The sequence below is a fragment of the Pseudomarimonas salicorniae genome, assembly GCF_023156535.1.
GTDB classification, from domain to species: domain Bacteria; phylum Pseudomonadota; class Gammaproteobacteria; order Xanthomonadales; family Xanthomonadaceae; genus Pseudomarimonas; species Pseudomarimonas salicorniae.
In genome coordinates this window covers 45,036-64,979 of record NZ_JALNMH010000006.1, presented here as the reverse complement: position 1 = coordinate 64,979, position 19,944 = coordinate 45,036, and the positions used below count along the sequence as shown (strand labels likewise).

The 19,944-nt window shown below is 70.1% G+C and carries 14 protein-coding genes; 6 read left to right on the top strand and 8 right to left on the bottom strand.

Annotated elements, in window-relative coordinates; all coding sequences use genetic code 11:
- Positions 1-197: 197 nt before the first annotated feature.
- From M0G41_RS08195 to glyQ, 5 genes are all read right to left on the bottom strand, one after another.
- Positions 198-1,070 carry a YbaY family lipoprotein gene (locus M0G41_RS08195; RefSeq protein ID WP_248207608.1) on the bottom strand — a complete coding sequence of 291 codons (873 nt, stop codon included), beginning with the start codon at positions 1,068-1,070 and terminating at the stop codon, positions 198-200.
- A 134-nt stretch (positions 1,071-1,204) separates the two neighbouring features.
- Positions 1,205-4,879 carry a translocation/assembly module TamB domain-containing protein gene (locus M0G41_RS18800; RefSeq protein ID WP_248207597.1) on the bottom strand — a complete coding sequence of 1,225 codons (3,675 nt, stop codon included), beginning with the start codon at positions 4,877-4,879 and terminating at the stop codon, positions 1,205-1,207.
- Positions 4,876-6,732 carry an autotransporter assembly complex protein TamA gene (locus M0G41_RS08185; protein ID WP_248207591.1) on the bottom strand — a complete coding sequence of 619 codons (1,857 nt, stop codon included), beginning with the start codon at positions 6,730-6,732 and terminating at the stop codon, positions 4,876-4,878. The genes M0G41_RS18800 and M0G41_RS08185 overlap by 4 nt, the downstream gene beginning before the upstream one ends.
- Positions 6,733-6,987: 255 nt before the next feature.
- Positions 6,988-9,129 carry a glycine--tRNA ligase subunit beta gene (glyS, locus tag M0G41_RS08180; protein WP_248207588.1) on the bottom strand — a complete coding sequence of 714 codons (2,142 nt, stop codon included), beginning with the start codon at positions 9,127-9,129 and terminating at the stop codon, positions 6,988-6,990.
- Positions 9,129-10,028, bottom strand: a complete 900-nt coding sequence (gene glyQ / locus M0G41_RS08175; protein WP_248207586.1) for a glycine--tRNA ligase subunit alpha — start codon at positions 10,026-10,028, stop codon at positions 9,129-9,131. Before glyQ ends, glyS begins: the two co-directional genes overlap by 1 nt.
- 143 nt (positions 10,029-10,171) lie before the next feature.
- Between glyQ and M0G41_RS08170 the strand changes: the two genes are divergently transcribed.
- Both M0G41_RS08170 and M0G41_RS08165 read left to right on the top strand, forming a co-directional pair.
- On the top strand, positions 10,172-11,986 hold the full coding sequence (locus M0G41_RS08170) for a GspE/PulE family protein (protein ID WP_425511243.1): 1,815 nt from the start codon (positions 10,172-10,174) through the stop codon (positions 11,984-11,986).
- Positions 11,983-12,717, top strand: coding sequence for a glutamine amidotransferase (locus M0G41_RS08165; protein WP_248207582.1), 735 nt, complete (start codon positions 11,983-11,985; stop codon positions 12,715-12,717). The genes M0G41_RS08170 and M0G41_RS08165 overlap by 4 nt, the downstream gene beginning before the upstream one ends.
- Here the strand turns inward: M0G41_RS08165 and M0G41_RS08160 are convergent.
- Positions 12,714-13,739 carry a GGDEF domain-containing protein gene (locus M0G41_RS08160; protein WP_248207579.1) on the bottom strand — a complete coding sequence of 342 codons (1,026 nt, stop codon included), beginning with the start codon at positions 13,737-13,739 and terminating at the stop codon, positions 12,714-12,716. The two genes, M0G41_RS08165 and M0G41_RS08160, sit on opposite strands and share 4 nt — an antisense overlap.
- A 171-nt stretch (positions 13,740-13,910) precedes the next feature.
- Between M0G41_RS08160 and M0G41_RS08155 the strand changes: the two genes are divergently transcribed.
- On the top strand, positions 13,911-14,717 hold the full coding sequence (locus tag M0G41_RS08155; RefSeq protein ID WP_248207576.1) for a BPSS1780 family membrane protein: 807 nt from the start codon (positions 13,911-13,913) through the stop codon (positions 14,715-14,717).
- Positions 14,718-14,759: 42 nt separating this feature from the next.
- On the opposite strand, the gene M0G41_RS08150 is transcribed toward M0G41_RS08155, so the two are convergent.
- Entirely contained in the window at positions 14,760-15,932 is a 1,173-nt protein-coding gene (locus M0G41_RS08150; protein ID WP_248207573.1) for a phosphoglycerate kinase, read from the bottom strand.
- Positions 15,933-16,059: 127 nt separating this feature from the next.
- Between M0G41_RS08150 and hemN the strand changes: the two genes are divergently transcribed.
- Together hemN and M0G41_RS08140 are read left to right on the top strand one after the other, a co-directional pair.
- Positions 16,060-17,448 carry an oxygen-independent coproporphyrinogen III oxidase gene (gene hemN, locus M0G41_RS08145; protein WP_248207569.1) on the top strand — a complete coding sequence of 463 codons (1,389 nt, stop codon included), beginning with the start codon at positions 16,060-16,062 and terminating at the stop codon, positions 17,446-17,448.
- A gap of 234 nt (positions 17,449-17,682) precedes the next feature.
- On the top strand, positions 17,683-18,102 hold the full coding sequence (locus tag M0G41_RS08140) for a VOC family protein (RefSeq protein WP_248207565.1): 420 nt from the start codon (positions 17,683-17,685) through the stop codon (positions 18,100-18,102).
- Between the two features lie 333 nt (positions 18,103-18,435).
- Here M0G41_RS08140 and xerD read toward each other — a convergent pair whose 3' ends face one another.
- Positions 18,436-19,398: a site-specific tyrosine recombinase XerD gene (gene xerD / locus M0G41_RS08135; protein WP_248207558.1), complete on the bottom strand. Its 963-nt coding sequence runs from the start codon at positions 19,396-19,398 to the stop codon at positions 18,436-18,438.
- Positions 19,399-19,449: 51 nt separating this feature from the next.
- Between xerD and M0G41_RS08130 the strand changes: the two genes are divergently transcribed.
- Positions 19,450-19,893 carry an RDD family protein gene (locus M0G41_RS08130; protein WP_248207550.1) on the top strand — a complete coding sequence of 148 codons (444 nt, stop codon included), beginning with the start codon at positions 19,450-19,452 and terminating at the stop codon, positions 19,891-19,893.
- The last annotated feature ends 51 nt before the right edge of the window (positions 19,894-19,944 follow it).

Below are 19,944 nucleotides of genomic sequence, written 5' to 3'. Positions count from 1 at the left end.
GCCCAAGCGGAGGCCGAAAAGCCCGCGAATGATAGTGCTTGGGGCACCATAGCGGCAAGCAAGCAGGCTGCGATCCGGTCGATCGACGTCTGCGGCGGCGGCTACAGGCTTCATGGGCCGCAGATTACCCCTGCGGCCGTGAAAAACATCCGACGGCGGCGTGAAGGCCGCCGTCGGCATGCGCCGTGAAGGCCGGCTCAGCCGCCGTGCTTGGCGGCGGCCTCGCTGTAAACCGAGGCGGCCATGGCCTTCAGGCTGGCGACCTCGTTCTCGTCCAGCGCCTTGTCGTTGGTATCGCTGTTCAGGGCCAGCGTGCCGTCAGCAGCCCAGCCGACCATCTGCACGACACCGCCCTGTTCGCGGGCGAGAATCCAGGGCTGGCCATCCTTGTAGGCGAAGCGGAAGGACACCACGCCACCCTTGTCGTAGTCGATCGCCTGACGGGCGAAGCGAATGCCCGAGGAGTCGGCGAAGGCATCCCAGCCGACAGTGATGTCGTTCTCGATGCGCTCGCCGCTGATCCGCTTCATGCCGCCGATCGAACGCTCGAGGCGGTCGAACTCCTGGCGCAGCAGATCGGCCGGCGCCATGTCCGGCGGGGGCAGGCCGCCACCGCGCTCCAGACCGATGTCGGCGTTGGCGTCCTCGCCCTGGGTCAGCACCCAGATCGAGTTGGGGGTGCCGTAGAGCACCGCCTCGCCGGCGACCAGGGCACCGTCGACCACGTAGCGGCCATCGGGGTTGATCGTCGCCGGATCGTAGGGCAGCGCATAGTTGTAGGGCACGCTGGCCGGCGCCGGCTCGACCCGCTCGGCCACCACCGGCGGGACGATGCTCGGATCGGTGCGATCCAGTACGCGCAGCCGCAGCTGCAGACCGGGCGGCAGCTGGCTCAGTCCGTTGATGTTGAGGGTGCCGCGGATGGCAGTGGCCGAAGCCGGAACCGGCGGCGGCGCGGTCGGGCCCTGCTGGGCCTGCTCGCGGCGGGCCTGCTGCTCCTGCTGGGAGCCCTGCTGCCCGCAGGCAGCCAGAAGAACGGCGGAAAGAGCGATGAACAGCGGCGCGCGCATGGGGAGCTCCTATGTTTCGTTGAGCGGGTTTCGGGGCGGCGCTCCGCCCGCAGGGGGCGGAAGTGTAGCAGTCGCAAAACGGGCCGTTGTCAGGGCCGGTTCAGCTTGCCGCGTGCCGCGGGCGGCATGTCGCGTCAGTCCTTCTCAATGCGGTAGTTGATGCCGGCCCGGCTCTCGCGGGCCGACTCCAGTTCGATGTCGAAGTGCCGGCTGATCAGGTAACGCAGGGTGACCACGGTGCCCTCGTCGAACAGGCCCACGCCGTAGCTGAGGTATAGCTTGGGCGAAAGGTACTTGCCAACGGTGAATGCCGCGCCGCCCAGGGCCTCTGAATCGGAGACGCCAAAGGTATCGAAGCCGAGCCGGCCGCCGATCCGTGCTGCGAGCAGGTTGCCGCCCACCGCAGCGGCGGCCTGGCCGAGCTGGGCACCGTCGGCTTCGGTGGCCGAGGCCAGCGGCTGGCCGAGCACCAGCCAGGACAGCGCCTCGGCCTGGTCCATGGACGGTCGCGACCACAGGCTCAGGCGCGGGTTGCGCGCGGGGCCGCGCACCTCAACACCGACTTCCACCTCGCGCAGCGGGCGTCGCGCGCGCAGGTCGATGCCGGGGTTGTCGAGCGCGCTCGAGGCAAACAACAGGCGTCCACGCTCGATCTCCAGCTCCTGCCCGTAGGCGCGATAGCTGCCGCTTAGCTGCAGCGTGCCGCGCCCGCGCATCGACCTGCCCGGCTGTTCGCGGATATTGAGCGTGCCGCTGATGCGGCCGTCGAAACCGAAGCCGGAGAGCTTGACCGCCTCGCCCAGCACCACCTGCACGCTGGCATCCAACGGCATCGCCGCCGCGCCCTGGCGCGCTTCGCGCGGATCGAGCACGACCACGTCGGGCGACGGTTGCACGCCTGCCTCGATGCGCTCGAGGTCGATCAGCGCGCTGGGAATGGCGACCTTCCCCCGCAGGATGAGCTGCCCGCCACGCCAGCGGATCTCGAGATCCGGCGACGCGCGCAGGGCCAGACGCCGGGTGTCGGCAACCAGCACGCCCTCGCCTGCCAGACGAATGCGGGCGCGGGCCTCGGCGCCGGGCTGGACCTCGCCCTCGACGCGCAGTGGGCCCTCGCCGGTGTCGAGCAGACCGTCCAGCAGCAGCCCGTTCTCGCCCTGGCGCAGGCTGAGCGAAGAGTCCCGCAGCTGGATGCCGAGCGCGGCAATGCGCGCGCTGAAATCCTGCAGGGCGATCTCGCCCTGGGGAGCGAGACCCGGGCTCCAACGCAGGCTGCCGCGCAGGGCGCCCTTGGCGGCGGTGACGTCCGGCGCAAGCAGGGCCAGCGCCTGCAGCTGGTCGATATCGACCTCGAGTGATCCATCCCAGCGGCTGCTGTCCAGCGGCGCTGCGGCGTCGGCGTCGAGTTGCAGTCTGAGCTGCCCCCCCGGCAGCAAATCCGCGCCGGCCTTGATCTTCCAGCGGCCATCCTCACTACGCAGGCCCCAGCGCGCCGCCGACCAGGCGACCAGTCGCTGTGGAGTCTCCAGCGCCTCGTCGACCACGCTGCCGCCGTCCAGCCCACCTTCCACGCCCAGCAGTTCGATCGAGGGCGCGGTGCGCAGGCGGGCCCTGGCCGACAGTCGCCCTTCGATCCGCAGGTTTTCCGGCGCCCCGCCCAGGGCAGCCAGGCGGGTCAGCGCCAGGTCATCCAGCTGGATCTCCAGGGGGGCCGCCTCACCGGGCGCTCCGGGTTCGAGGCTGCGCAGGCACAACCGGGCCTCGTCCGATACCAGACACTGCGGCTCGACGCGCATCACCGGGCCCAGCGCGATCTGGCCGCCCTCCTCCAGCCGCCACTCGCCGATGTCGGGGCTGACCAGGCTGAACTGCTCCACTCGGAGCTCGGGTGTGTCGTCGAGATCCCCTCGCCACTGCGCCTGCAGCCGCAACCCATCGCCCTCGGCTTCGAGATCGGCGCGGTAGTCGGTCAGGTTTCCGCTCAGCTCGAGCTGACCGGCGAGTGCGCGCACCTGCGGTGGAAGGTCGGCCCCCTGCCAGGCCAGACGAAGGCTGCGCGAGCCGGTCTGGCCGAGGCCTCCGCTCAGGCTCAGCTGCTCGACCCGCAACTCGTCGCGGCGCAGCCTGTCGATGCGCAGATCGCTGTCCCAGCGCAGCGCATCGGGCAGCCCATCGAGCTGCACGCTGCCGGACAGCACCCCACCGGTGTCCGGCTGCACCAGGTCGATCTGCAGCTGCTCGATATCAAGCCGTGCGGCCTGGCCCTCGCCGGTGACCCGGACCGTGCCTTCGCCGACCTGCAGCAGCAGCTCACCGGCCAGGCGCTGATCCTCCCACTCCAGCCTTCCCTGGCCGCTGATCCCGACATCCTTCCACCGGCCGCCAAGCCGGGTCAGCTCCAGCACTGCCCGCCAACGATCCCCGACCTGCCGCGCATCCAGCGAGGCGCCGAGTGAAAAGGCGCCGCTGAGACGGGGATCCAGCCATCCGGGGTCGAACTCCTCGCCCTCTATAGCCAGGTCCAGGGCAAGCTCCGGATCGAATTGCAGACGGCCGCGGCCGAGCAGCCGCCCGGCCTCGCCCTGGGCTCGCAGCTGCTCGATCGCCAGCGCGTCGGGAAGCAGTCGCGCATCGAGCTCCAGCGGCAGCCGCTGTTCGCCGCGGGCGAGGCTTCCGCGCAGTCGCAGGGCAAGATCATCGAATGTGCCCTCGGCCTCGACGCGGCCGCTGAAGCGCGGTGCCGGGGCCTCCGGCTCATCCGCCAGCAGCGGCCAGCCATCCAGCTCGGCCTGCAAGGACAGCTCCAGCGATGCCTGGAGCTGCAGCTCGCCTTCCACGCGCAGGCTGCCGCCCGCGGGATGGCGTGCCGACAGCGCGCCCAGGGCCAGGGTGTCGCGGTCGGCCAGCCAGCGCAGTTCGCCCTCGACTTCGCGCAGCTGGATGAGCGCCTGTTCGAAGCGGCCGCTCAGGCTGGCCGCAGCGCCTTCCCCGCGCAGCTCGAGCTGCAGGTCGAGCGGCGTCGGGACGCCGGGCAGGATCGCCGCGAGATCGGCGTGGTCGGCGGCCAGGCGCAGCTGCCAGCTGCGCGGCGCCTGGATCGCCAGCGCCAACTCGGCGCGGCCCTCGTCGGTGCTCAGCTGCAGGCCGCCGCCGTTGCCGTCCGCCCGCAGGTTCAGCGCGCCGCGGGCCTCACCGAGACGCCAGTCGCCCTGCAGACCGGCCGAATCGGGCGGCGCCGGCAGCGCCCCGGACAGCCGCAGTCGGTCCTGGCCGCGCCCGAGCTGCAGTCGACGCAGCTGCAGGCGGCCGGCACGATCGAGACTCGCCGACAGCGCCAGCGACTCCCAGAGCAGCTGGTCCTCGAGTCGCGCACCGTCGACCCTCACCTCATCGAAGTCCAGCGTAACGGGCAGCTCGGGTATCGGATACGACCAGACGAACTGCTCGGGATCGAAGGGTTCGCTCTCGACTGGCGCGCCGGCGACCGGGCCAATGACCAGCCCGCTGGCCTGCAGGCGCTCCACCTCGACCCGTTCGGCGATGGCCGCAAGCGGCCGCCAGTCGAGTTCGAGCCGATCGACGCGGATCGGCCTGTCGGCCAGGCGCAAGGCCAATCCTTCGACCCGGATCATGCCGAGGCGGCCCTCGATGCGCTCAGCTTCGAGGGCGAGTCCAGGCAGCGCCCCCGCAGCCCGGGCGAACGCGAAGCGCAGGCCGCTGGTCGTGCCGAGCAGCCAGGCCGCAGCCAGCGGCGGCAGCAGGATCAGCAGGGCCAGGGCAAACAGCCATCCGCGGCGGGCGCGGGTCACAGCGGCGGCCCCAACTGGATGTGCAGGCGGAAGGTCTTGTCGGGCTGGTCGAGCCCGCGGCCGATGTCGACCTGCACCGGCCCCACGGGCGAGCGCCAGCGCAGGCCGAGACCGACACCGACCGCCGGCTCGAATTCGCTGCCGTAGGCATTGCCGGCGTCGGCGAAAACCGCCGCGCCCCACTGGGCGGTAAACATATGCTCAAGCTCGACGCTGCCGACCAGCAGGTTGCGGCCGCCGAAGCGCTCGCCGTCGCCGAGCGGCGGTGCCAGCTCCTGGTAGCCATAGCCGCGGACGCTGCGGTCGCCACCGGCGTAGAAGCGCAGCGAGGGCGGAATCCGCTGGAACTCGCCGGTGCGCAGGGCCCCGGCCTCACCGCGGACGATCACCCGGGTGCGCTCGCCCAGGCCGCGGATCAGCGTGGCGGAGGCGATCACCTGGCGGAAGCGCACCTCCGAGCCGAGCCCGGTCAAGCCCCAGCGGCCGAGCACCGACCACTTGAAGCCGCGGGTCGGATACAGCGGGTCGTTGCTGACGCTGCGCTCCAGAGAGACCTGCGGATAGACCAGCAGGGCACCCACGCTGTCGTACTGCTCCTTCTGGACCACCATGCCGACACCGAACAGGTTGCCGCGCCAGCGCCCGTCCCGGATCAGCGAGGACTCGAAGATCTCGGCGCGCTCATCGAGGAACAGTTCCTCGCGCGCCGCAACCCGAGCGGTCCACCAGCCGGTCAGCCGTTCGAAGGCGGGAATGCGGTAGCGCACCAGGGCCGAGGAGCGCTCGCCGCCGAGCAGTAGATCGCTCTCCAGACGGTGACCACGGTCGTTCAGCCAACGCCGGGTGTAACCCAGCTTGACCCCGGGGCCGGTGTCGGTGCCGTAACTGAGGCCGGCGCGGTAGACGTTGCGCGGTGCAGGCTCGAGGGTGACGTCGACGCCGACGCGGGGCGGACCCTCCTCCCCCCCGGCGGAGTCCGCCGAGGCGGTCGGCGGCCCGGCCTCGACCTGTTCGGCCAGCTCGCGTTCGGCGTCCCCCGGGCGCTCCGGCTGGGCCTTCAACCGTGGCAGCACATCGATGCGATCGAAGTAGTCGAGATCGGTCAGCCGCTGCTGCAACACCAGCAGTTGCGACTGCCGGTAGGGCGCCTGGGCACGATAGGGCACCAGCGGCTCGAGCAGGCCCTGCCGGAACTGACTGCCCTCGAAGCGGGTATCACCGAAGCGGTAGCGCGGGCCGCTCTCCCAGAACAGGTCGAGGCTGGCTTCACCGCGCGCCCGAACCACCTCGACCCGCGAGCGGGCCAGGCTGGCATCGAAGTAGCCACGCTCGCCGAGCAGCCGATTGACCTCGGACTTGCTCTCCTCGTAGCGCACGTGGTCGAGGACATCGCCCTCGCCTGGCTCGAAGCCGGCGATGGCGCGACGCAGGGCGCGGTCGCGGGCGCCATCGCCATCCACCGCCAGCCGGTCGATGCGCACGCGCACCGGGTCGCCCAGTTCGATCGCCACTGCTGCCCCGAGCTGATCGCCCTGCTGCCGCGGCCGCACGTCGACCACGCTGCTGTAGTAGCCGAACGGATGAAGGGCCTCGTCCACCTCGCGCGGCATGATCTGCAGGAAATAGCGGAACCGGGAAGGCCGAAGGCCGGTGCCGACCTTCAGGCGGGCCAGGCTGACCCGCTTGCGCAGGCTGGCTTCCATGCGCTCGTCGACTCCGCTGAACTCGACGCCCGAGAATTTGAGCAGGGCGTCTTCGGCGACCGCCGGATCTGCCGCGGGCTGCGCCCGCACCGCCCCGGGCAGGCCGCCCGCCATCGGCAGCACGATGCCACCCAGGAAGAGGGCATACACGGCGTTCCGTCGGCGATGGAACCACCCGTTCAGGCTGGCCGCCGCGCGGGCGGGGCTGGGCATCGGCTTGAGCCGTGAAGGCTCCGCCACTGATGCTGCCTTGAGCGTCCTCGCCATGGCGCTGCCTTGCCTCCTTACTCTGCGGCGTCGGCGCCACACGCGTGACGCCCCCCTGCCGGCTGGCTCCCGGGACAGGACACTAGCCGATCCAAGGTGAAGCCCGGCAAAGCGGACGCCTTGCCGGGCGCACTCCGCTCAGCCGTGGGCCAGCCCGGAGATGTCGGCCACCGCGAGGAAGCGGTCGGAGAGCCGCTGCAGCAGGCCGAGCCGCTGCGAGCGCAGGGCCTGGTCATCGACCATGACCATCACCGCATCGAAGAAGGCGTCGACCTGCGGACGCAGGCGCGCCAGGCGTCGCAGCACGGCGACGTAATCGTGCTCGGCGAGCGGGCCGCGGGTGTCCTCCTCGGCCTGTTCGAGCGCCTGCAGCAGGGCGCGCTCGGCCTCCTCCTTCAGCGCCGAGGCCTGCACCTCGGCGGCAACCTCGCCCTCGGCCTTGCGCAGGATATTGCGGATGCGCTTGTTGGCCGCGGCCAGCGCCTCGGCATCGCTGAGCTTGGTGAAGCTGCCGATCGCCTCGATCCGGCGAGAGAAGTCGGACAGCGAGACAGGACGCACGGCCAGCACGGCCTCGAAGTGGCTGCCAGGAACGCCCTGGTCCTGCAGGTAGCCGCGCAGGCGGTCGTAGACGAAGTCCATCAGTTCGTCCACCTCGACCGGCTTGGCCGTGCCTGGCAGCAGGCTGTTGGCGCGGGCGAACAGCGGCGAGAGGCCGATCTCCAGCTTGCCCTCGATGAGCGTACGGGCAAGGCCCAGCGCGGCCCGGCGCAGGGCGAAGGGGTCCTTGTTGCCGGAAGGCTTGAGCCCCGCGGCGAAGCCGCCTGCCAGCGTATCGATGCGTTCAGCGGCGGCCAGCACCCGACCCATGGGCGAAGCGGCGATGGCATCGCCGGCGAAACGGGGCTGGTACTGCTGGTCGATGGCGTTGGCGAGCTCCGGCGGCAGGCCTGCGGCCACCGCGTAGTAGCGACCCATCACGCCCTGCAGCTCGGGGAACTCGCCGACCATGCGCGACTGCAGGTCGGCCTTGGACAGCTGTGCCGCGTGCCGGGCCAGCTCGGGATCGACGCCGGCCGCACGGGCCAGCGGATCGACCAGCATGCCCACCCGCTGCACCTTGTCGGCGTAGCTGCCGAGCTTCTGCTGGTAGGTGACCTGGGCCAGACCCTCGTTCATCGTCGCAAGGCCCTGCTTGACGTCCTCGTTGTAGAAGAACTCGGCGTCGGCGAAGCGCGGTCGGATCACCCGCTCATAGCCCTTACGCACCTCGGCGACGTCCTTGCTGTCGATGTTGGCGATGCCGATGAACTGCTCGGCGAGGCCGCCGTCGCCCTTGAGCAGGGGGAAGAACTTCTGGTTCGACTCCATGGTCAGGATCAGCGCCTCCTGCGGCACCCGCAGGAAGCGCTCCTCGAAGCTGCAGAGCACGGCGCAGGGCCACTCGGTGAGGCAGTTGACCTCCTCGAGAATGCCCGCATCGATGCGCGGGCGCTGCTTGCTGACGCCGGCCACCCGGGAGATCTCCGCGCGGATGCGGTCGCGACGCTCGTCGGGGTCGGCAATCACCTTGGCCCCGCGCAGGGTGTCCAGGTAATCACCCGCCGCCGCCACCCACAGCGCCTTGTCGCTGTAGAAGCGGTGGCCGCGGGTCATGCGGTCGGCCTTGACGCCAAGCAGTTCGGTATCGATCACCCGCTCGCCGTGCAGGACCAACAGCCAGTGGACCGGCCGGGCGAAGGCGTGCTCGTGCGCGCCCCAGCGCATCGGCTTGGGAATCGGCATGCCGCGCACCGCCTCGGCGATGATCTCCGGCACCAGCTCATGCAGAGGCGCACCCGGGCTCACCGAGCGGTGCACGAACCAGGCCCCCTTGTCGGTATGCAGGCGCTCGAGCTTGTCGACGGTGACCCCGCAGGAGGCGGCAAAGCCGAGTACGGCCTTGCTCGGCTCGCCCTTGGCGTCGAAGGCCTGGGCGATGGCCGGGCCGCGACGCTCGCTGCGCTGCTCGGGCTGGGTCGGCGCCACCGCATCGATCATCACCGCCAGCCGACGCGGGGTGTAAAGCAGCTTGGCCGGGCCGTGCATGACCTCGCGCTTGTCGAGACCGGCGACGATGCCGTCGGCCAGCGCTCGGGCCAGGCCCGGCAGGGCCTTCACCGGCAGCTCCTCGGTGCCGAGCTCGATCAGCAGCGGCTTGTTGAACAGCGACTCCTTCTCGCGCTTGGCGCCGGGCTGGGCCTGCTCGTGGGCCTGCGGTTCCAGACTGAGCGGACTCATCACGCGGCCTCCTTGCCAAGTCCGGGAAAGCCGAGCTTCTCGCGCTGGGCGAAATAGGCCTCGGCGACGCTGCGCGACAGGGTGCGCACGCGCAGGATGTAGCGCTGCCGCTCGGTGACCGAAATGGCGCGCCGGGCGTCGAGCAGGTTGAAGCTGTGCGAGGCCTTGCAGACCTGGTCGTAGGCCGGCAGCGGCAGACCCAGCTCGACCAGCTTCAGCGCCTCCTTCTCGCAGGCGTCGAAGCGGTGGAACAGCTCCTCGACATCGGCATGCTCGAAGTTGTAGGCGCTCTGCTCGCGCTCGTTCTGCAGGTAGACATCACCATAGGTAACGGTGCCCTGCGGCCCGACCGTCCAGATCAGGTCGTAGACGTTGTCGACGTTCTGCAGGTACATCGCAAGACGCTCGAGGCCGTAGGTGATCTCGCCGGTGACCGGCTTGCACTCGATGCCCCCGGCCTGCTGGAAGTAGGTGAACTGGGTCACCTCCATGCCATTCAGCCAGACTTCCCAACCCAGGCCCCAGGCGCCGAGGGTGGGCGACTCCCAGTTGTCCTCGACCAGGCGCAGGTCGTGGACCAGGGGATCGATGCCCAGTGCCTTCAGCGAGCCGAAGTACAGCTCGACGATATTGTCGGGATTCGGCTTCATCACCACCTGGTACTGGTAGTAGTGCTGCAGGCGGTTGGGATTCTCACCGTAACGGCCGTCGGTGGGACGCCGCGAGGGCTGCACGTAGGCCGCATTCCACGGCTCGGGCCCGAGCGCGCGCAGGAAGGTGGCGGGATGGAAGGTGCCGGCGCCGACCTCGAGGTCGAGCGGCTGGATCAGCACGCAGCCCTGGTCGCCCCAGTATTGGTTGAGCGTCTGGATAAGCTGCTGGAAGGTCGGTGCGGACATGGTGCCTCGTCACTGGGTGGGCAGCGCCGGCTGCACGGATCGCCGCACCGCGGGGAAACGTCCGGTGAGGCAATCGCCGTGGCGCTGTGGCGGGGCGCGCTAGTATAGCCGTGCGGCGCGGGTCCGCCGTGCCAGGAAATGCAATCTTGAGCGCCCACCCCTCTCCTCCGGCATCGCGCGCCGTCACACTGCCCAGCGGGCGGCTGCAGCTGGTGCCCATTCTCCAGGCCCTGCTGGCCGACGGCATCCTCAGCCCGGCCAGTGCCCAGCGGGCGCGCAGCGCAGCGGCCGATGCCCGCACCCGCGAGCTGCATCCCCTGGTCCTGCTGGCCGACCTCAAGCTGCCACGTGCCGACCAGGGCAGCACGGAAGCCCCGGTGGCGCTGGAGATGGAGGCTCTGACCGAATGGCTGGCCGCGCGCTGCCAGCTGCCCTACCTGCGCATCGACCCGACCCGGATCGAGGTCGGCAAGGTCTCCGAGCTGATCTCGCTCGCCTATGCCCAGCGCCACCGCATCCTGCCGGTGGCGGTCGACGCCAACGAGGTGACCATCGCCACCGCCGAGCCTCTGGCGCTGGACTGGCTGCCCGACCTGCGCAAGCTGCTGCGCCGGGAGATTTCGCTGCGGGTCGCGAATCCGCTGGACCTGTCCCGCTACACGATGGAGTTCTTCGGCGTCACCCGCTCGGTCAAGGGAGCGCGCGAGGCCAAGGGCGAGGGCCCGGGGCTGCCGAACTTCGAGCAGTTGGTCGAGCTCGGCAGCAGCGGCGAGGTCGGCGCCGACGACCAGCACATCGTCCACATCGTCGACTGGCTGATGCAGTTCGCCTACGAGCAGCGCGCCTCGGACATCCATCTCGAGCCGCGCCGCGATACCAGCAAGGTGCGCTTCCGCATCGACGGCGTGCTGCACAAGGTATTCGAGCTGCCGACCCCGGTCATGACCGCCGCCGTGGCGCGGATCAAGGTGCTGGGACGCATGGACCTCGCCGAGCGCAGGCGCCCGCAGGACGGCCGGATCAAGACCCGCTCGCCGGGCGGCCGTGAAGTGGAAATGCGCCTGTCGACCATGCCCACCGCTTTCGGCGAGAAGTGCGTGCTGCGCATCTTCGACCCGGATACCGCGCTGAAGCCGCTGGAGCAGCTCGGCTTCAACCACGTCGAGGCGGAAAGCTGGAACGAACTGACCGAGCGTCCGCACGGCATCGTGCTGGTCACCGGGCCGACCGGCTCGGGCAAGACCACTACCCTGTATTCGACCCTGCAAAGGCTGGCAACGCCGGACGTCAATGTCTGCACGATCGAGGACCCGATCGAGATGATCGCGCCCGAGTTCAACCAGATGCAGGTGCAGACCAATATCGACCTGACCTTCGCCGCCGGCGTGCGCACCCTGCTGCGACAGGATCCGGACATCATCATGATCGGCGAGATCCGCGACCTGGAGACCGCGCAGATGGCCATCCAGGCCGCGCTGACCGGCCACCTGGTGCTGTCCACCCTGCACACCAACGACGCGCCGGCGGCCATCACCCGCCTGCTCGACCTCGGCGCGCCGCATTACCTGATCGCCAGCACCCTCAACGGCGTGCTGGCGCAGCGTCTGGCGCGCACCCTGTGCAGTCAGTGCAAGGCGCCCGCAGAGCTGGATGCCGAGGAATGGCGCCACCTCGCCGGCCGCCTGATGCCGCTTCCCGCGGGCGCGACACCGATGGGCCCGGTGGGTTGCCTTGAGTGTCGCAAGACCGGCTTCCGCGGCCGCGTCGGCCTCTACGAGCTGCTCACCCTGTCGCCTGCCCTGCGCGCGATGATCCGCGCCGACATGGAGCTCGCGCCCTTCACCCGCGCCGCGGTCGAGGAGGGCATGCGTCCGCTGCGCCTGGCCGGCGCCGAGAAGGTCGCCGCAGGCGTCACCACGATTCCCGAAGTCCTGACCGTCCTGCCGACGCACGAATGAACGCGCCCTTCCTGATCATCGAGACCGGCAGCCCGGTGGCGCCGCTGCGCCGGCACCGAGGTTTCGGCCACTGGATTCGCGTCGCCGCCGGCCTGCGCGGCCATGAAGCGGCGTCCTGCCATGTCGAACAGGGCGAGGCCCTGCCGACCGCGGAAGGCTGGGCCGGGGTCATCGTCTCGGGGTCCTCGGCCATGGTCAGCGAGCGCCTTGCCTGGAGCGAGCGCACCGCCGACTGGCTGCGCCGCGCCCATGAACAGGGCGTTCCCCTGCTCGGCATCTGCTATGGCCACCAGCTGATCGCACACGCTTTCGGCGGCCGCGTCGACTATCACCCGGCCGGTCGCGAGATGGGCACGGTCGAGATGACGCCGCTGGAAGCAGCCAGCCAGGACCCGCTGATGCGCGGCCTGCCGCAGCGTTTCCGCGCCCAGATGTCGCACCTGCAGAGCGTGATCGAGCCGCCGCCGGGCGCCGTGCTGCTGGCCCGCAGCGAGCACGAGCCGCACGGCGCCTTCCGCCTCGGCGGGCAGACCTGGGGCGTGCAGTTCCATCCGGAGTTCTCTGCCGGACACATGCGCGGCTACATCCTGGCCCGGCAGCCGGCCCTGGTGCAGGAAGGCCGATCGCCGGCGGCGATGCTGCAGGGCGTCAGCGCAGCGCCGATCGCCCGCCGCGTGCTGCGCCGCTTCTGCGCCCATGCCCGCGGCGCGGGCAGCCAGCGCCCGGGCTAGTCCCGTTCACGGCCGTCGATGCGCGGCGCGATCGACCAGCCATTGCGGCCCTGCGCCTTGGCCTCGTAGACCGCGGTGTCGGCGCGGTGAATCCATTCGGCCACGGATTCACCGCGGCGGTACAGCGCCGCGCCGATCGACACCGTCACCGGCCCCAGTGGCGAGCGCAACTGCTCTTCGACCCGGGCCCTGACCTTCTCGGCGACCAGGGCAATACCGGTCGGCTCGACCATCGGCAGCAGGACCAGGAATTCCTCTCCGCCCATCCGGTACAGGCTGTCGGTCTGCCGGAGCGTCTTGCCGACGACATTGGCGAACTCGATCAGCACGCGGTCGCCCATCTCGTGGCCACACTCGTCGTTGATCCGCTTGAAGTGATCGAGGTCGAGCACCATCAGCGCCGGCAGCGGGCTGCCGCGGCAGGCCAGGCGCGCCGACTGCTCGAGATCGCCGGACATCCGCCGGCGGTTGCCGACCCCGGTCAGGGCGTCAGTGGCCGCTGCCAACTCGAGGGCCTGGCGCTGCCGGCCGACATGGTAGGCAGAGATCGCGGCGAGCCCCGAGACCAGGACGCCGGTGACCGCGAAGCTCAGCACCTCGACCACGGTGGGCAGTCCCTTGCCCACCCAGACCACGGTCAGGGTCAGGGCGCAGCCAAGACCCAATGCGGCACGTATCGGCAGCACGGCGTAGAGCCCGACCAGCACCGGGAAGGTCCAGAAGTTGCCCGCCAGGCCGACCAGGTAGGTGACGCCAAGACAGGCAGCGACTCCCCCCGCCATGATCAGGTTGAAGGCGCCCCGGTTGCGTCCGGTCACCAGCGCGTAACCGAGCGAAGAGAGGATGCACAGGACCAGCAGCAGGTCTACCGTGCCGATCATCCACTCGCCCCGCAGGTAGCGGTAGACCGCGAACGGAGTTACGGCGACCACGCCGGTCAGCGCCAGCGAGGACACCGAGGCAAAGGTGAAATCGGTGCGCAATCGATGGATGAATCCTGCAGCGCTCAGTCGATTGACCACGCTCGGCACCTCCTGCTCCGTCCCGGCGAGGCGGACATCTCGTCCATGCCCCCTTCATAGTGGGGCACAATGCCAGCCGTTTCGTCCCGTGGGAAATTCCCGCGGGTCCCGCGTCACGGCCGGCGGCCTGCCCCGTCCGTGAAGGGTAACCAGGCCACACAGGGAGCCGTCATGAACATCCGTCGCGTCGACGCAGGCCAGGGCATCGCCTGGCTGACCGAATCCGTCCAGCTGCTGCTGAAGAACCCGGCCCCGTTCGCCCTGATGGGTCTGGTGATCGCTGCGGTTCTGCTGGTGCCCCTGCTGGGCAGCCTGGCCATGGCGATCGCCGGGCCCGCGCTTTACGGCGGCATCATGTTCGCGGCCCGCGAGGAATCGGCCGGGCGCAAGGCCGACTTCCAGCATCTGTTCGCCGCCTTCCAGCAGCCGGGCAAGGCCGGCCCCATGCTGACCCTCTGCCTGCCGGGCGTGGTCGCCGGTCTTACCGTCCTCGTGCTCGGCGTGGTTTTCATCGGCAGCGCCCTGCTCGCCGCTGGCGTCTCGGCCGCAGCGGATGCCGACGCCCTGGCCGGCGCATCGCTGGGCGCGGGCGGGCTGGTCTTTGTACTGCTCGCCCTCGCCGTCGGCCTGTTTGCCTACGCCCTGGTCTTCTTCGCCACGCCGCGGGTGATGCTGGACGGAATCGAACCGATCACCGCGATGAAGGAGAGCCTGCGCGCCTGCCTGGCCAACTGGGCAGCGGTGCTGGTGTTCGTCGTCGTGCTGGCGGTGGTGGCGATCGTCGCCAGCCTGCTGCTCGGCTGGGTGCCCCTGCTCGGACACCTGCTGATCACGGTGGTCCTGGTGCCGGTGGTCAGCACGGCCATCTTCTTTGCCAGCCGCGAGGTGTTCGGCACCGGCGCCGCGCCGCCGGCAGCGCCGTCGAACGAGGGCCCCACCGGCGAGCCGCCGGCTCCGCCGCCCTCGGTCGAGGCCTGATCCAGAACTGCGGGGCGGCCGCGCCGGCCGCCCCGACACGCCTCAGCCGCGCTCGGCGAGGGCCGCCACTGCCGGCAGCGTCTTGCCCTCGCAGAACTCGAGGAAGGCGCCGCCGCCGGTCGAGATGTAGCTGATGCCGTCCGCCACGCCGTATTTGTCGACCGCGGCCAGGGTGTCGCCGCCGCCGGCGATCGAGAAGGCCTTCGAGCCGGCGATGGCCTGCGCCACCGCCCGGGTGCCCTCACCAAAGGCATCAAACTCGAAGACGCCGACCGGGCCGTTCCAGATGACGCTGCCGGCGCGCTCGATCAGCTCGGCGTAGTGAGCCGCGGTCTTCGGCCCGATGTCGAGGATCATGTCGCCTTCGCCGACCTGACCGAGGTCCTTGACCGTGGCCGGCGCATCGGCCCTGAACTCGGGCGCGACCACGACGTCCAGCGGCAGCGGAATCGACGCTCCACGGGCCTCGGCCTTGGCCTGGATCTCCCGGGCCGTGTCGACCAGATCGTGCTCGCACAGCGACCTGCCCACCGGATGCCCGGCGGCGGCGAGGAAGGTGTTGGCGATGCCGCCGCCGACGATCAGCTGATCGACCTTGCCGATCAGGTTGCCGAGCAGTTCCAGCTTGGTCGACACCTTGGAGCCGGCGACGATGGCCAGCAGCGGCCGTGCCGGCAGCTCCAGCGCCTTGGCCAGGGCATCCAGCTCGGCCATCAGCAGCGGGCCTCCGCAGGCGATCCCGGCGGCGCGGATCACCCCATGCGTCGAGGCCTGGGCGCGATGCGCGGTACCGAAGGCGTCCATGACGAAGACGTCGCAGAGCGCCGCGTACTTCGCCGCCAGCGCCGGATCGTCCTTGCCCTCGCCAACGTTCATCCGGCAGTTCTCCAGCAGCACCAGCTTGCCCGGCGCGACCTCGACGCCGTCGATCCAGTCGCGCTGCAGCGGGACCTCGAAGCCGAGCAGTTCGCCGAGGCGCGCGGCGACCGGCGCTAGCGAATCCTCCTCGCTCCAGCTGCCCTCCTTGGGTCGCCCGAGATGGGACATCACCATGACCGCCGCGCCCTGGTCGAGCGCGGCCTTCAGCGTCGGCAGAGAGGCAAGAATGCGCTGGTCGGAGGTGACCTGACCGTCCTTGACCGGCACGTTGAGGTCCTGGCGGATCAGCACCCGCTTGGCGGAGAGGTCGAGCTCGCTCATGCGCAGGATGGGCATGCGGGGTTCCTGTTGGGGCGGGAAAGGCGCGCATTGTCCGGGCAAGCCGCCGCGGTTTCAAACGCCCGGCCCGCCCCTTTGATCAAGGTCAAGGCCGGCGCCGGTCGCGCGCAGCAGACTGCGGCCCATGAGCCTGACATCGTGTTTCGATACCGAGCTGCTGCGCCGCTACGACCGGCCAGGTCCGCGCTACACGTCCTACCCGACGGCGCCGCAGTTCCATGCCGACTTCGGCCGCCACGACTGGGAACAGGCGCTGCGCGACAGCAACGACGACCCGATCCCACGGCGGCTCTCGCTGTACCTGCATGTACCGTTCTGCACCAGCCCCTGTTTCTACTGCGGCTGCAACAAGGTGATCACCCGCGACCGCAGGCGTGGGGAAGAGTACGTCCAGTTGCTCAAGCGCGAGATCGAAGCAAGCGGCTCGCTGATCGATCGCGACCGCCAGGTCGTGCAGATCCACTTCGGCGGCGGCACGCCCAACTTCCTCTGTCCGGCGCAGCTCGGGGACGTCGTAGGCCATCTTTCCCGGCACTTCGGTCTCGCCGACGTGCCGGATCGGGACTTCTCCATCGAACTGGACCCCCGCGCCATCGCACCCGCCGAGGTCGCCGAGCTGGCGGCGATGGGGTTCAACCGCGCCAGCCTGGGTGTGCAGGACTACGACCCCGACGTACAGCGTGCGGTGAACCGCGTGCAGGGCATCGAGGAGACCGAGGCGGTCCTCGATGCCTGCCGGCAGGCGGGCATGTCCTCGATCAACATCGACCTGATCTACGGCCTGCCGAAGCAAACGCCCCGCACGTTCGCGCTCACCCTCGACCGCGTGATCGCACAGCGGCCCAGCCGGATAGCCATCTACGGCTATGCCCATCTTCCGCAGCTGTTCCGTCCGCAGCGGCAGATCGAGGCCTCGGATCTGCCCGACGCGGAGACGCGGCTGCAGCTGCTTGGTCTCGCCATCCGGCGGCTCGACGTGGCCGGTTACCAGTACATCGGCATGGACCATTTCGCCCTGCCTGACGACCCGCTCGCGGTGGCCCAGCGCTGCGGCAGCCTGCAGCGCAACTTCATGGGCTACACCACGCACGGAGACTGCGACCTGATCGGGCTCGGGGTCAGCGCCATCAGCCGGGTCGGCGAGTGTTTTGCACAGAACCACCGCGACCTGCCGGCCTGGTCCGCCGCGGTCGAAGCGGGTCGACTGCCGATCTGGCGGGGGCTGCGCATGGATCACGACGACCAGCTGCGGGCGGCGCTGATCCAGCGCCTGATGTGCCAGGGCGAGATCGACGTGGAGCAGATCGAGGCCGACCACGCCGTCCGCTTCGAGGACTATTTCAAGGACGCGCTCGAACGTTTGCAGCCGATGTTCGACGACGGGCTGGTCAGCTGTCGCGGGCGGCGGATCGTCGCCTCGCCCCGCGGCCGGATGCTGCTGCGCAATGTGGCGATGTGCTTCGACCGGTACCTTGGCCAGCACGAACCCACCCGGTTCTCGCGCGCGGTCTAGCGAACTGCGATTGTCAGACCCACCCGCTCGGCGCCGCCGAGGCTGCCTTCTTCGCATTCGCCATGGCGCCGCCGTGCCGCCCTCACCCCTGCCCCGGCTCGTCGACGCACCCGGGTGGCGATCCCGGCAAGGTGCTTCCGCGGCCGTTGGAGCACAGCCCGCGGCGGGTCATGGAACGCCCCGTTCATCGCCGCGCCGCTATCCTCCGCGCCGACCCCCGATTGGAACACCCCGATGCGCTATCTCCACGCCATGGTCCGGGTCCGCGACCTCGACGCCTCCCTGCGCTTCTTCCGCGACGGCCTGGGCCTGGTCGAAACCCGGCGCAAGGACTATCCGCAGGGTCGCTTCACCCTGGTCTACCTCGGCGCCCCGGACAATCCCGAAGCCGAGGTCGAGCTGACCTGGAACTACGACGACGAGGACTACGGCAGCGCCCGCAACTTCGGCCACCTCGCCTTCGCCGTCGACGACATCTACGCCACCTGCGAGCACCTGCAAGCGCAGGGCATCACCATCAACCGCCCGCCCCGCGACGGCCGGATGGCCTTCGTGCGCTCCCCCGATGCCATTTCCATCGAACTGCTGCAGAAGGGCGAGGCGCTGCCCCCGCGCGAGCCATGGAGTTCGATGCCGAACGTTGGCAGCTGGTAGCCCGCGCCTGCCCGTCCCCACGCAAGATCGGCGGCGCCCGAAGCGCCCCCCAACATGGGGTGCGGCTGGCCACGCCGGTCATACCGCCGCAAGGACGCCGGCAACACGTCGAGGCGAACAAAGGGCGCAAACCGGACCTATCGGCGCCCTTGCGTGTAGGAGCCAGCTTGCTGGCGATCGTTCCGTCCGGGGCGCCTATCGCCAGCAAGCTGGCTCCTACATTCGGGTTTTGCGGAAGGTCTGCTTCGCGCCCGAAACCCGCATCCGCGGGAGGATACCAAGTTTCGATCGGTACGCCCGGTGCGGCTGGCCGCACCCTGTCGGCCGCCAGGCTCACCCCCTCGGATGATGCGCGGCGTGCAGGCGCTTGAGGGCCTCGCGGGCGACGAAGGTGTAGATCTGGGTGGTGCTGAGCGAGCTGTGGCCGAGCATCATCTGCAGGGCGCGCAGGTCGGCACCGTGGTTGAGCAGGTGGGTGGCGAAGCTGTGCCGCAGTCGGTGCGGACTCACCTGGGCCGGGTCGATGCCCGCCTTCGCGGCATGCCGTTTCACCATGGTCCAGAACTGCTGGCGTCCGAGCGGGCCGCGCTTTTGCGAGACAAAGAGGGCATCGAGCCGCTCGCCGCCGGCCAACAGCGGCCGGGCCTCGGCGAGATAGCGTTCCAGCCAGTGCTGGGCCTCCTCTCCCATCGGCACGAGGCGTTCGCGGCTTCCCTTGCCCAGCACCCTGAGCACGCCCTGCCGCAGGTTGACCTGGGTGCTGGCAAGGCCAACCAGCTCGCTGACCCGCAGTCCGGTGGCATACATCAGCTCGAGCATGGCCTTGTCGCGCAGTCCCAGCGGCGCGGCCGGATCCGGCGCGCCGAGCAGGGCCTCGACCTGTGATTCCGACAGCGCCTTGGGCAGCGGCCGGGTCTTCTTCGGCGCCGCCAGCCCTGCGCTGGGATCATCCGCCCGGGCGCCGCGCATCACCTGCTGGGCGAAGAACGTGCGCATCGACGACAGCAGGCGGGCGGTACTGCGGGGGCTGTAGCCCAGATCGGCCAGCTCGGCCAGGTAGGCGAGCAGGTCGGACTTGTCGACCGCGGCCAGCCCCACTGCCCGCGACGCCAGCCAGCGCGAGAGCCCCTGGAGGTCGCGGCGGTAGGCGTCGAGAGTATGCCGGGCAAGTCCCTGCTCGGCCCAGACCTGATCGAGGAAGTGCTCGATAAGGGCGGCATCCTCCGGCCTCAGGGGCGCTCGCGCGCTGGCACGCTCGCGACGTTCGGCCGGGGTTCGGGGCGTGCTCTTGGCCATGCCTACATGCTCGCACGGCGCCGACGGCGCTTCCCAGTACACTGCGCCGCCATGAATGACGACCTTCCACCCACTTTGCCGGCGCACCTCGGCTGGCGCCTGCTCGCCCTGGTCTATGACAGCCTGCCGGTGATCGCCCTGTGGTTTCTCGCCAGCGTCCTGGTGCTGGCCCTGCGCGGCGGCACGCCGGTCGAGCCCTGGAGCCTGGCCTGGTTCGCCCAGTGCCTCGGTCTGTGGGCACTGACCGGCCTGTATGCAGTGGAGTCCTGGCATCGCGGCGGGCAGACCCTCGGCATGCGGCCGTGGCGGCTCAAGGTGCTCGACGCCGCCGGCTGCACCGCCACCCGGGCGCGCCTGTGGCAGCGGTTTTTCTGGGCCACGCTGGCCTGGCTGCCGGCAGGCCTGGGTTTCCTCATGAGTCTTGCGGACGGCCGCCGACGGACGCTGCACGACCGTCTCAGCGGGACCCGCCTGCTACGCCTTCCGGCCGCCTGAGCGGGTCGCGGCAGCGGCCCGGGTTGCCGGGTGGCGCTCCATCCTCGCTAT